Below are 13,454 nucleotides of genomic sequence, written 5' to 3'. Positions count from 1 at the left end.
TGTGGTGTCCGCTCCGCAGGCCCGACCTTTACGCCTCCGCCCAGCGGGGCACGCCGCGCACCGCGCCGTCGCCCCCGCCCCAACATCGCACACGATCGGCTGGACCTCCTATGCAGACTCTGGAAAGCGGCCGCCGCAGCACCCGCGTGGAAGCGCTCAAGCGCGACATCGAGTCGCACGTGCGCTACACGCTGGCCCGCGACAACGCGTCGGCCACCGAGCGCGACGTGTACATGGCCACCGCGTGGACGCTGCGCGACCGCCTGGCCGACCGCTGGGCCGCCACCAACGCGCGCTACGAGCACCGCGACGTCAAGCGCGTCTACTATCTCTCGCTCGAATTCCTGATCGGGCGGGCGCTGGGCAACGCGCTCATCAATCTGGGGCTGGACGGGGCCACGGCCGAGGCGCTGGAGGAGCTGGGCTACAATCTGGAAGAGCTGATGGACCGCGAGCCCGACGCCGGGCTGGGCAACGGCGGTCTGGGGCGGCTGGCGGCCTGCTACCTGGACAGCATGGCCACGCTGGAGCTTCCGGGGATGGGCTACGGCATCCGCTACGAGCACGGCATCTTTCGCCAGGCGCTGGACGACCAGGGCCGCCAGGTGGAAAAGCCGGACAACTGGCTGATGGACGGCAACCCGTGGGAGATCGCCCGCCCGGACCGCACGTACAAGGTCAAGTTCTGGGGCCGCGTGCAGGCGCACCACGACGAGGAGGGCCGCGTTCACTTCGACTGGGTGGACACCAGCGACGTGCTGGCGATGGCGTACGACACCCCCGTCCCCGGCTACTGCAACAACACCGTCAACACGCTGCGCCTGTGGGCGGCCAAGGCGACGGAGGAGTTCGACCTGGAAGGCTTCATCCGCGGCAACTACATCGCCGCGGTGGAGGCCAAGACGCAGACCGAAACCATCTCCAAGGTCCTGTATCCGCCCGACGACACCGGCGCGGGCAAGGAGCTGCGGCTCAAGCAGCAGTACTTCTTCGTCAGCGCCACGCTGCAGGACATCATCGCCCGGTACCTGACGGAGCGGAAGACGTTTGACGACTTCCCCGACAAGGTGCAGATCCAGCTGAACGACACCCATCCCGCCGTCGCCATCCCCGAGCTGATGCGGCTGCTGATGGACGACCACGGGCTGGAGTGGGATGAATCGTTCGATCTGGCGCGCCGCACCTTTGCGTACACCAACCACACGGTGCTCCCCGAGGCGCTGGAGCAGTGGGGGACGGATCTCTTCGGCCGGCTGCTGCCGCGGCAGATGGAGATCGTCCGCGAGATCGACAAGCGCTTCCGCGCCCGCGTGCTGGAGAAGTTTCCGGGTGACGCCGCGCGCGAGGAGCGCATGGCCATCGTGTCCGGCAACCGGCTGCGGATGGCCAACCTGGCCATCGTGGGCAGCCACACGACCAACGGCGTGGCGGCGCTGCACACGGAAATCCTCAAGGACAGCATCTTCAAGGATTTCCACGAGCTGTGGCCGGACCGCTTCACCTCCGTCACCAACGGCATCACGCAGCGCCGCTGGATGCTCAAGGCCAATCCGCGCCTGTCCTCACTCATCACCGAGGCGATCGGCGACGAGTGGGTGACGCAGCTGGAGCGGCTGCGCGAGCTGGAGCCGCTGGCCGACGACGCCGCGTTCCGCGAGCGGTGGATGCAGATCAAGGCCGGCAACCGCGCGCGGCTGGCCGGCATCGTCACCGACCTCACGGGGACGCCGGTGGATCCCGCGTCCATGATGGACGTGCAGATCAAGCGCATGCACGAGTACAAGCGCCAGCTGATGAACGTCCTGCGCTGCGTGGACAGCTTCCTGATGCTGCGCGACACGCCGGACCTGGACGTGCCCGCGCGCGCCGTGCTGTTCGGGGGCAAGGCGGCGCCCACGTACTGGACGGCCAAGCTCATCATTCAGCTCACCAACGCGGTGGGGCGGCTGGTGAACGCGGAGCCCAAGGCGTCGCGGCTGCTGCGCGTGGCGTTCCTGCCGGACTACCGCGTGTCGCTGGCGGAAAAGATCTTTCCCGGAAGCGACCTTTCCGAGCAGATTTCCACCGCCGGCTACGAGGCGTCGGGCACGGGGAACATGAAGTTCGCCCTGAACGGCGCGCTCACCATCGGTACGCTGGACGGCGCCAACGTGGAGATCGCCGAGAACGTGGGCGATGAGAACATCTTCATCTTCGGCCTCAAGGCGGACGAGGTGGAGGCGCGCAAGGCGGCGGGCTACAACCCGCGCGCCGAGTACGAGGCCAGCCCGCGGCTCCGCAGGGTGCTGGACTTCATCCTCAGCGGCGTGCTTTCGCCGGAGAACCCCGGGCTGTACCGGCCGCTGGTGGAGGGGCTGCTGTTCTCCGATCCGTACATGGTGCTGGCGGATTTTGATGCGTACGTGGAGGCGCAGGAGCAGGTGGACTTTGCGTGGGGCGACCAGCAGGACTGGACGCGCAAGGCGATTCTGAACGTGGCGCGCAGCGGGTTCTTCAGCAGCGACCGCTCGGTCAAGGAGTACGCGACGCGCATCTGGCACCTCTGATCCGCGCGGTTTCGATGGATGATGGGGCCCGCTCGCCGTACCGGCGGGCGGGCCTTTTCGTGTGCGCGGACGCCGTGGTTGGCGGGGTGGCGTGGGGCGTGCGAGTTGGTCGGGGCGGGCTGTGTTGGCTGGGGCGACTGAAGTCGCGGCAACAACGGCGCGAAGTCCGCCTGCGCGGACTGTGGGGAGAGCATCGGGCGCAAGGCGGTTTTCGTGCGGCCGCCTGTCCAGGAGCGAATGAATTCGCCGCTGGTGAAGCACGAAGTCCACCTCGTGGACTGTGGCGGCGGCTTTCGTGCGGAGCTCGCAGTCTGGAGAGGGCGGCACGGGCGGCACCGGCGAGGCGAGGTCGATGCATCACGGTGTGGATGGAACTGCGTCGTTTGATCGAACGGGAACGGAAGGGTGATGAGGATCTTCAAAGGGCGGCTGCGTTCGATTTCCGCCGCGGCGCGGGCGATGGGTGTGGGGGCGATGCTGCTGGGCGCGGCGGGGTGCTCGGTGCGCGGGATGGCGGAAGCCGTGTTCGTGGGCGATCACTTCACCCGCACGGCGGACGTGGCGTACGGCGCCGATCCGCGGCTGAAGCTGGATGTGTACCGGCCCAAGCGCGTCCGCCCGGGCGCGCCCGTCGTCGTGTGGCTGTATGGCGGGCGCTGGCAGGAGGGCAGCAAGCGCGACTACCGCCTCCTGGCCGACGGCATGACGCGCCGCGGGTGGATCGTCATCGTCCCCGACTATCGCCTGTACCCGTCGGTGACGTTTCCCGCGTGGATCCAGGACGGCGCGCAGTCCGTGCGCTGGGCGCGGGACCACGCGCGCGAACTGGGCGCAGATCCCGCCAACCTGTTCGTCATGGGCCACTCCGCCGGCGCGCACACCGTGGCCCTGCTGGCGCTGGACGAGCACTGGCTGCGCGACGCGGGGCTTCCCGCAAACGCGGTTCGCGGCTTTGTCGCGCTCGCGGGGCCGGTCGCCACCACGTGGACGGACGTGGACGTGCAGGCGCTCATGGGCCCGCGCGAGGGGTGGCCGGCCACGTATCCGCTGACGCTGATCGACGGAACGGAGCCGCCGCTGCTTCTGCTGCACGGCACGGGCGACCGCACGGTTTCGGTGGAGAATTCGCGGCGGCTGCAGGCGGCCATCCGCGAGCGGGGCGGCTGCGCGCGGGCCATCACCTACCGCGGCGTGGGGCACGTGGAGATCGCCGTGGCCCTCTCCGTGCCGCGGCTGAACTCCGCGCCGGTGCTGGGCGACATCGCGCGCTTCGTCCGCAACCCGCGCGGCGCGTGCACGGCGGATGGCGGGAACGGCATGACCGTGATCAACAACACCAGGGAGGATGGATGAGCGGAAACGTGGTGGTGATCACCGGCGCCAGCGGCGGGATCGGCGCGGCGGTGGCCCGGCGGCTGGGCGCGGAGGGCGCGTCCGTCGTCCTCGCCGCGCGCAGGCGGGAGGAACTGGAGCGGGTGGCGGCGGAAAGTGGTTCATCCACCCTCGTGGTGCCGACGGACGTGACCGTCCGCGCGCAGGTGGAGGCGCTGCGCGACGCGGCCATCGAGCGGTTCGGGCGCGTGGATGTGTGGATCAACAACGCGGGGCGGGGAATCACCCGTTCCGTGCTGGACGTGACGGATGAGGATCTGGATGAGATGATGACCATCAACGTCCGTTCGGCGCTGTACGGCATGCAGGCCATCGTGCCGCACTTCATCGAGCGCGGCGAGGGTCATCTGATCAACATTTCCTCCTTTCTGGGACGCGTGCCGCTGGCGGCGCCGCGATCGGCCTACAACGCGGCTAAGGCGGCGCTGAACGCGCTGACCGCCAACCTGCGCGTGGACCTGGCGGACGCGCATCCCGGCATTCACGTGTCGCTGGTGATGCCCGGCGTGGTGCTGACGGAGTTTGCCGCCAACGCGCGCGGCGGGCTGATCGCCGGCGGGCCGCACCCCGGGCCCATGAAGCCGCAGACGGCGGAAGAGGTGGCGGAGATCATCGCCGGCGTGGTGGCGGAGCCGCGGGCGGACGTGTACACCAATCCCGCCAGCCCCGACATCGCGCGGCGCTACTACGAGGACGTGGAACGCTTTGAGGCCGGGTCCCGCGCCCGCCGCGCCGCCGAGGCCCCGCGCTGACGATCGTCGTCCCGCGTCCAGACCGGCTCTGGTCGCGGGGTGGCGGAAACTGAAAAATGGACGAGGGATGATCGAACTGATCTGCGTGGACGTGGATGGAACGCTGGTGGGGAGCAGCGGCGACGTGCTGCCGGCGGTGTGGGAGGCGGTGGAGCGCGCGCGGGATCGCGGCGCGCGGCTGGCCATCTGCTCGGGGCGGCCGGCGTTCGGGCTGGCGCGCGAACTGGCGGCGCGGCTGGATCCGGAGGGATGGCACGTCTTTCAGAACGGCGCGAGCGTCGTGCACCTGCCGTCCGGAGACACACGTTCCACGACCCTGCCGCGCGAGGCGGTGGAGCGTCTGGTGGCGCGCGCGCGGGAAACCGGGCGCGCGCTGGAGCTGTATTCCGACACCGACTACACGGTGGAAAGCACGGGCGAGCGGGCCATGCGCCACGCCGGGCTGCTGGGCGTGCCCTTTCGCCCGCGCGACCTGCTCTCGCTGGAGGGCGGTGTGGTGCGCGCGCAGTGGCTGCTGAGCCACGCGGAGGAAGCGGCCGTGCTGGTGGAGCCGCACGAGGGCCTCACCCTCTCGCCCAGCACCTCGCCGGTGATGCCGGACACCGCGTTCATCAGCATCACCGTGCCCGGGCTGGACAAGGCGACGGCGGTGCACGCGGTGGCGGCTGAGTATGGGATCGCGCTGGAGCGCGTGATGATGGTGGGCGACGGGGCGAACGACGCGGGGGTGATGCGCGTGGTGGGCGTGCCCGTGGCGATGGGGAATTCGGAGCCGGAGATTCTGGCCCTTTCCCGCCACCACGTCTCCCACGTGGACCGCGGCGGGCTCATTGAGGCACTGGACCTCGCCGCGCGGCTGTAGAGGGAGGAGTGATCGGGATGAAAGTAAAAGTGAAGGTAAAGGTGAAAGTCGCCGTAAAGGTGAAGGTGAAAGCGGGGTTGCGAGGGTGGCGTAAACGGCGAAAGGCCCGGGTTGCGGGCGGTCGTTCCGGCGGTTGAAACCGCGCCTCGAGAAACACGAAGTCCGCCTCCGCGGACTGCACCGGCGGCCTTATCGTCAGCCCCATATGCAGTTGAAGCCCCGAACGGCGCGCGAATAGCGCCGTGTCGGGGCTTCCCGCTGTTGGAGCGGCGGATTCATTCGCTCTCGGAAGGCTGCGGCGCGCCGGAGATCTCGGTTTTCGCACCGAACCATCCGCCACCCCAACCCTCCCCCAGTCTTTTTTGGGGGAGGGTGGGCCGGTGGTGCCGGCCCGGGTGGGGGCCGCCGTAGACTCCGCCTGTCGCGCCTGGGTTCTACCGCCCCCGTCACTCCGCCGGCGCGATCCAGTACGTCTGCTTGTGATGGCGCGACTCAAAATCCGCCATGCTCGCGTCCGCCTCGGCGCGGGTGGCGAAGTCATCCACGCGGAACCGATTGCCGTTGTCGTCCTGCCGCCACAGCGCCCACCGCTGCGCGTCCGGCTGTTCATCCACCCCGCACCACCAGCGCGACAGCCGCGGCCCAGGCATGGCGGGAAGCGCAAGGCCGCCCTGCTCGTAGTGCGACGTATCGTTGAACAGCGTGAGCCGCGCCTTGGTCGGCCCCCGGAAATCAACCACGTTCAACGCGGCCGGGCTCTGGTCCAGGTTGTCGCGGTAACGCCGCGGATCAAACCCCAGCAGCGAACTCAGCAGCAGGCGGATGGTCGCCTTGTGCGACACGATCAGCACCGTCTGCTCCGGATGCGCGCGGACGATGTCCAGCACGGCGGGGAGCGCGCGCGCCGTCACCTGCAGCCCCGATTCACCGCCCTGGGGCGCGAATGTGTACGGGTCCGCATCCCAGTTGGCGGCCTCATCCGCGTACTGCGCCTCGACTTCCGCGCGCGTCATCTCCTCCCACCGCCCGTGGGAGATCTCGCGCAGCGCGGGATTGGACTGCACCGTGACGCCGTGCGGGCCCGCCACGATCCCGGCCGTATCCATCGCGCGGCCCAGCGGCGAGGCGTACGCGGCGTGGATGGGCGTCCCCGCCAGACGCTCCGAAAGACGCTGGGCCTGTGCGCGCCCTTCGTCGGAAAGGGGTACGTCCACCGCGCCGGCAAAGCGGTCTTCGGCGGTCAGAATGGTGGCGCCGTGGCGCACCAGAAACACGCGGGTCAGGGGCGAAGCCATCGATCAGAACGGTGGGGATGAGGGACAGAAACGCGCTGGATCCGGATCGTGCAATCGCGGGGCCGGGGACCGGCAGATCCAATCCACCGCCGCCGGGCCTGGATTTGCGTCCGTCCAGCCCGCAGGATCAAGGAACCGGCGCCGCGTACCGATCCGCACACCGCAAGGTAACGCACGCGCCGGTCAATGGGGACCAGCGAATCACTACACGGGATGGGTGACGGAATGGCGATGGCGCACGCGTGGCGGAAGATGGTGGTTCGGGGGATGATGATGGTCGGCGCGGCGCTGGCGGCGTGCACGCGGCCGCCCCCGGTGCAGGCGCCCGCGCCGGTGGAGCCGGTGCCCGCGGTGGCGGCAACCGCGGCGCCGGTGGATGAACAGGCGCCACCGCTCGCGCGCGAGTTCCGCGGCGTGTGGGTGGCCACGGTGGCCAACATCGACTGGCCCAGCGCCCCCGGGCTGCCGGTGGAGCGCCAGCGCGCCGAGCTGATCGCGCTCCTGGACCGGTCGCAGCAGCTCAACCTGAACGCCATCGTGCTGCAGGTACGCACGGCGGGCGACGCACTGTATCCGTCACGGCTGGAACCGTGGTCCGAGTACCTGACCGGCACGGCCGGGCGCGCGCCGCAGCCCGCGTGGGACCCGCTCGCGTTCGCGGTGGAGGAATCGCACCGCCGCGGAATGGAGCTGCACGCGTGGTTCAATCCGTACCGCGCCCGCCATCCCAGCGCTAAGACGCCGCTGCCGCCGGGGCACATCGGCCGCGAGCATCCGGAACTGGTGAAGCGCTACGGCACGCACCTGTGGATGGACCCCGGCGAGCCCGCGGTGCGCGCCCACTCCCTTGCCGTCGTGATGGATGTCGTGAACCGGTACGACATCGACGGCGTGCACATCGACGACTACTTCTATCCGTATCCGGAGAACGACGCGTCGGGCCGCCCCATCGACTTTCCCGACGACCGCAGCTGGCGGCGGTACCAGCAGATGCACGGGCTCCTTTCCCGCAACGACTGGCGGCGCGAGAACGTAAATCTGTTCGTCCGCGAGATGTACGCGCAGGTCAAGGCGGCCAAGCCGTGGGTCAAGGTGGGGATCAGCCCGTTCGGCGTGTACCGGCCGAACCATCCGGTCGGCATCGCGCCGCGCGGATTTGACCAGTACGAGAGGCTGTACGCGGACGCGCGGCTGTGGTTCAGGGAGGGGTGGATGGATTACTTCACGCCACAGCTGTACTGGCCCATCTCGCGCCCGGACTTGAGCTATCCCGTGCTGCTTCGGTGGTGGGCGGAGCAGAACGTGACCAACCGGCACCTGTGGCCGGGCAACTTCACCAGCCGCACCTTTGAGGGCGCGCCCGTGCGCTGGCGCGCGGACGAGGTGACGAACCAGGTCTGGGCCACGCGAGGGCAGGCGGGCGCCACAGGCAACGTGCACTTCAGCATGCGCGCGTTTCAGCTGAATCCCGACTCGCTGAGCGAAAAGCTGATCGCGGGTCCGTACGCGCAGCAGGCACTGGTTCCCGCGTCGCCCTGGCTGGGCGGCGACACGCTCGCCGCGCCCACGCTCGCGTTCCGGCAGGCGGCGGGTGGCGCGGCCACGGTGGAGATCGCGCCGAACGGGAATGCGCCGCGGTGGTGGGCGGTGCAGGCGCGGCGCGGCACGGAGTGGAGCACGCGCGTCGTGCCGGGGACGGCGCGCTCGTATACGTTCTCCACGCCGGCGGATTCGGTGGCGCCAGAGGCGGTGGTGGTGTCCGGCATCGACCGCGTCGGTATTCAGGGTCGCCCGGCGGCGGTGCGGGGGACGGGCGGGCAGTAACGTCCAGCGTGATGGGCGGAGTTCACGGGAGGCCCCCACCCGGGCTCGTACTACTCGCCCACCCTCCCCCAAAAAAGACTGGGGGAGGGTCGGGGCGGGCGGATGGTTCGGTGCGGGTGGCGGTGACTGTCCGTTGAGCGAACTCCGTTGAGCGAATGAATCCGCCGCTCCAGAAGCGGGAACCCCCGACACCGGCCGCTGGCGCGTCCGGTTCGGGGCTTCAACTGCGTTGGGGATCAACAGACACTGCCGGGGGTGCAGTCCGCGCAGGCGGACTTCGTGTTCTTCGAGGTGCGGTTTCAACCGCCGGACAGAACCCCGCCATGCCCTCGGATCTCTCCTCCAAGCCGATCTGGTGTGTGCTCCCTCTCCCACATCCGTTCGTGGGAGAGGGTCGTCGTGCGCAGCACGCGGGGTGGGGGCCCCAGACGGCGGCCACATCCACTCCCGCACCACCCATCTGCCCCTCCCCGGGATCACCCTTTCCGGCCACCTCTGGCCCATCCAAGCAACCCGCTTGTCGCTCCGGCTGCGACCGCGTACGTTGCAGATGGGCAAGGCTCCGCCTCGCCTCTCCATCCCGCCGCGCGCCCCGCGCGGCAGCCGGGCCCCCCGCCCGCGCGTTCTCCACCCGCCTCTTCATGCCCTCATGACCGACAATACCACGCCCTTCGATCAGGACCGCTGGGACACCTGCGTCCGACTCGCCCGCATGCTGCTCATGATGGACGACGACGGGCGCGACCTGGTGAAGCAGTACCTGGAAATCCTCATCGACAAAGGACTTCCCAAGACCTCAGAACCCAAGCGCGTCCTTATCGTGGGCGCCGGGATCGCGGGGCTGGTTTCCGGATGGCTGCTCAAGGAAGCCGGCCACCACGTCACCATCATCGAAGCCAACGGCAACCGCATCGGCGGGCGCCTCAAGACCTTTCGCTACGACCAGTGGCGGCCGGACCTGCCCTCGCCCTTCCGCGATCGCCGCCAGTACGCCGAAGCCGGCGCCATGCGCCTCCCCAACTTCCATCCGCTCACCCTGGCGCTCGTCGACAAGCTGGGGCTGCGGCGGCGGCTGTTCTACAACGTGGACGTGGAGCCGGACACGGGAAGCGGCACCGTGCCGCCCGCCATCTACACGCCCTTTGACGGCAGCGGCACGTGGGGGCACGAGCCGGAGGTGCCCTTCGTCGCGCCCACGCCGCGCAACCAGACGTGGATCCGCGTCAACGGCATGCAGGTGCGCAAGAGCGAGTACAACGCGGCGCCGGCGGCCATCAACGCCACGTTCAACATGGCGGAGCGGCTGTGCGGCACCACGACCAACGACCTGGTGAACCAGGCCGTGGACAAGGTGCGCGACTACTACTCCACCGTGGGGCCGGACGGCCGGCGCGTCAACAAGCCGGTCCCGGAGTGGGTGGAAGGGTGGGCGCGGGTCATCTACGACTTCGACCCGTACAGCATGTGGGGATTTCTCAAGGAGCACGGCGGGTTCAGCGACGAGGCCATCGAGGCGGTGGGAACGATCGAAAACCTCACCTCGCGCCTGCCGCTCTCCTTCTTTCACAGCTTTCTGGGGCGCAGCGACATCAATCCCAAGGCCACGTACTGGGAGATCGAGGGCGGCACGTGGCGGCTTCCGTATGCATTCCTGGAATTCCTGCGCGACCACATCGTGATGGGCCGGCGGATGGTGCAGATGGAATACTGGGATCCCGCGCGCGCCGGGGAGTGCGGCCAGTGCACGCACGTGGGGCCGGACGGGCCGCGCGTGTGGATCAAGACCGTGGGCGAGGAGGCGCACGAGGACCAGGGCGGCCGCCGCACCCGCCCGCCGGAGTTCGAGGAGTTCACCGGCGACGTGGCCATCGTCACGATTCCGTTCAGCAGCCTGCGGCACGTGATCGTCGATCCCATGTTCAGCTACCGGAAGCGCCGCGCCATCATCGAGCTGCACTACGACTCCGCCACCAAGGTGCTGCTGGAGTTCAGCCGGCGCTGGTGGGAGTTCACGGAAGAAGAGTGGGAGCGGGAGATGGAGGCCATTCGCCCCGGACTGTACCGCGAGTACCAGGAGGAGAGCAACATCGAATCGCACACGGGCGATACGTCGCTGCTGGGCGCGGCGCCGTCGGTGGATGAATCGCGCATCGGCGGGCGCGAGCGGGCGTTCTACGCGGAACTGCGCCACCACCGCGCCCCGGACCGCGAGGCCACGCACGCGTTCGGCGGCGGCTCGCTGACGGACAATCCCAACCGCTTCATGTACTACCCGTCGCACCCGGTGGAGGGGAGCCCGGGCGGCGTGGTGCTCGCCAGCTACAGCTGGGCGGACGACGCGGCGCGGTGGGATTCCATGAGCGATGATGAGCGCTACATGTTCGCGCTCCGGGGGCTGCAGTCGCTGCACGGCCGGCGCATCGAGGTATTCTACACCGGGTTCGGGCAGACGCAGAGCTGGCTGCGCAACCGCTACGCGTTCGGCGAGGCGGCCGTCTTCACCCCCGGGCAGCTGACGCAGTTCCATCTCAACATCCCCACGCCGGAGGGGCCGGTGCACTTCGCGGGGGAGCATACGTCGCTCAAGCACGCGTGGATCGAGGGCGCGGTGGAATCGGCGGTGCGCGCGGCGGTGGAGGTGAACGGTGGCGTGAAGGAGGCCTCGTGAGCGGCGCGGCGGGCGGATCGTGGACGGTGGCGCGCTATCTTGCCGCGCGGTTGTCGCAGCTGGGGATCACCCACCTGTTCGGCGTTCCCGGCAACCACCTGGGGCCCTTCCTCCCCGCGGTGGTGGATGCCGGGGTGGCGTGGGTGGGCAACTGCAACGAGATCAACGCCGGATACGCGGCGGACGGCTACGCGCGGGCCACAGGCGGGCCGGGGGCCGTGGCCGTCACCTACGGCGTGGGCGCGCTCAGCGTCATTCAGCCGGTGGGCGGATCGTATGTGGAAGAGATTCCGGTGATCGTCATCACCGGCGCGCCCACGTACGAGCAGTGGCAGAACCTGCGCGCCATCGGGCTGCTCACCAGCCACATGAGCCCCAACACGCGCAGCAACGTGGACGCCTACCGCCAGGTGACCGCCGACGCGCAGGTCATCAGCAACGCCACGCTGGCGCCCACGCAGATCGACGCGCTGCTCACGACGTGCCTGACCGAGCGGCGCCCCGTGTACCTGGAGGTGTGGGAAAACGTGTGGGCCGGCCCGTGCGCCGAGCCGCGCGGCGTCATCACCGCGCTCCCGCGGCCCACGACGAGGGCAAACGAGGTGATGCGCGACCGGGCGGTGCGCGCGGCGGTGGACCGCGTCTGCCAACTGGGCGCGCCCATCCTGTGGGGCGGGGAAGAGATCGACCGCTACGGGCTGCGGTCCGAGTTCACCTCGCTGGTGGATGCGACGGGGATTCCGTTCTGTACCACCATCGGCGGGAAGTCGGTGGTGAGCGAGAACCATCCCCTCTTCCACGGCGTGTACAACGGCAAGGCCAGCCTGCCGGAGGTGCGGGAGATCTTCAAGGACGTGGCGCGGTGCCGCATCGGGCTGGGATCGTGGAGCACCAGCAAGAACCTGGGCGGCACCCGCGACGTGGGCGAGGACTGGATCGTGGCCGCGCACCAGGGCGTGAGCGTGGGATCGCAGTACTTTCCCGACGTCAAGCTGGGCGAGTTCATCACCCATCTCCGCGACGCGCTGGTGCAGTGCCGGGCCGACGCGGAGCGCACGGGGACGGGTGGATGGAAGACGGACTACTACCGCGCCCGGGCCGCGGCCGCCGTCGCGATGGATGATGCGCCCGCAAACGGAATCGGCAGTCGCGCGGAGTTCATCGCCGCGCTGGATGAGCCGTCGCCCGCGGCGCAGGCGCTGACGTACGACTCGTTCTTTCAGCGCATCAGCGGCTTTCTGGACGCGTCGGCCAGCGGGGAAGGGACGGAGGCGGTGTCGCCGTACGTGGTGGTTTCGGACGCGGGGTTCTCGCTGCTGGGATCGCAGAACCTCAAGATGCCGCAGCCGCGCAGCTACTTCTGCCAGGGCTCGTGGCTGGCCATCGGCTACAGCGTGGGCGCGGTGACGGGCGTCAAGGCGGCGCGGCCGGACAAGCGCGCCTTTGCCTTTGTGGGCGATGGATCGTTCCAGGAAACCTGCCAGGAGCTGAGCACGCACACGCGGCTGCGGCAGAACACCGTCGTGTGGGTGATGAACAACGACGACTTCTACGGCATCGAGCAGATGCTGGTGCATCCGTGCTTCTACGACCCGGCGTCCGGCGAGGCGCCCAGCTTCTACAACGAGCTGCATCCGTGGAAGTACAGCCGCCTGGCCGACGTCTTTTCCGCGCCGGGCACGCCCATGACGGGGTACGAGGTCGCCACGCACGCGGAACTGGATGAACTGCTGCGCGTGCTGGCGGATGAGGATGATGGCGTGAACCGCGGCCCGGTGCTGGTGCAGGTGCGCCTCGCCCGCACCGACTATCCGCGCGCCATCGGCTACGAGGTCGCCGATCACTGCCCGCCCGCCCCGCACTGAGGCGGGTCCTGATCGGTTGATGCTCACTGGGACGCCCCGCCACGAACCGCTGGCGAGGGATGGGCTGCGGGCGGCGGAATCGGGCGTGGCGGCGAGTATCTTGAGCGAATGAATCCGCCGCTCAAACAGCGGGAAGCCCCGACACCGGCCGCTGGCGCGTCCGGTTCGGGGCTTCGACCGCACGAGTCCACGGATCCCGGTGTGAATTCTCCCTCTCCGTGCGTCTGTTTGCACGGGGAGGGCCGGGGGA

Annotated in this window: 8 protein-coding genes; 7 read left to right on the top strand and 1 reads right to left on the bottom strand. The window is 69.3% G+C overall.

Annotation, left to right across the window (positions count from 1 at the left end):
• Positions 1-110 precede the first annotated feature (110 nt).
• The 4 genes from HNQ61_RS02990 (at position 111) to HNQ61_RS02975 (ending at position 5,552) form a co-directional block, all read left to right on the top strand.
• Positions 111-2,546, top strand: a complete 2,436-nt coding sequence (locus tag HNQ61_RS02990; RefSeq protein ID WP_170031612.1) for a glycogen/starch/alpha-glucan phosphorylase — start codon at positions 111-113, stop codon at positions 2,544-2,546.
• Positions 2,547-2,954: 408 nt separating this feature from the next.
• Positions 2,955-3,899: an alpha/beta hydrolase gene (locus HNQ61_RS02985; RefSeq protein WP_170031609.1), complete on the top strand. Its 945-nt coding sequence runs from the start codon at positions 2,955-2,957 to the stop codon at positions 3,897-3,899.
• Positions 3,896-4,690, top strand: coding sequence for an SDR family oxidoreductase (locus tag HNQ61_RS02980; RefSeq protein ID WP_170031606.1), 795 nt, complete (start codon positions 3,896-3,898; stop codon positions 4,688-4,690). Before HNQ61_RS02985 ends, HNQ61_RS02980 begins: the two co-directional genes overlap by 4 nt.
• A 67-nt stretch (positions 4,691-4,757) precedes the next feature.
• The gene (locus HNQ61_RS02975; RefSeq protein ID WP_170031603.1) at positions 4,758-5,552 is read left to right on the top strand and encodes a Cof-type HAD-IIB family hydrolase; all 795 of its coding nucleotides are present in this window, start codon (positions 4,758-4,760) and stop codon (positions 5,550-5,552) included.
• Positions 5,553-5,998: 446 nt separating this feature from the next.
• On the opposite strand, the gene HNQ61_RS02970 is transcribed toward HNQ61_RS02975, so the two are convergent.
• A complete protein-coding gene (locus tag HNQ61_RS02970; protein WP_183685440.1) occupies positions 5,999-6,847 on the bottom strand; it encodes a histidine phosphatase family protein in 849 nt (282 codons plus the stop codon).
• A 213-nt stretch (positions 6,848-7,060) separates the two neighbouring features.
• Between HNQ61_RS02970 and HNQ61_RS02965 the strand changes: the two genes are divergently transcribed.
• The 3 genes from HNQ61_RS02965 to HNQ61_RS02955 all read left to right on the top strand — a co-directional run bounded on the left by HNQ61_RS02965 (position 7,061) and on the right by HNQ61_RS02955 (position 13,204).
• Positions 7,061-8,671, top strand: coding sequence for a glycoside hydrolase family 10-like protein (locus HNQ61_RS02965; protein WP_221305251.1), 1,611 nt, complete (start codon positions 7,061-7,063; stop codon positions 8,669-8,671).
• 649 nt (positions 8,672-9,320) lie between these two features.
• The gene (locus HNQ61_RS02960; RefSeq protein WP_170031599.1) at positions 9,321-11,339 is read left to right on the top strand and encodes a flavin monoamine oxidase family protein; all 2,019 of its coding nucleotides are present in this window, start codon (positions 9,321-9,323) and stop codon (positions 11,337-11,339) included.
• Positions 11,336-13,204 carry a thiamine pyrophosphate-binding protein gene (locus HNQ61_RS02955; protein WP_170031596.1) on the top strand — a complete coding sequence of 623 codons (1,869 nt, stop codon included), beginning with the start codon at positions 11,336-11,338 and terminating at the stop codon, positions 13,202-13,204. Before HNQ61_RS02960 ends, HNQ61_RS02955 begins: the two co-directional genes overlap by 4 nt.
• The last annotated feature ends 250 nt before the right edge of the window (positions 13,205-13,454 follow it).

It is taken from the genome of Longimicrobium terrae (genome assembly GCF_014202995.1).
Classification (GTDB): Bacteria; Gemmatimonadota; Gemmatimonadetes; order Longimicrobiales; family Longimicrobiaceae; genus Longimicrobium; species Longimicrobium terrae.
Note: the sequence above shows the minus strand (reverse complement) of the source record. Positions and strands in the feature narration are given on the sequence as shown.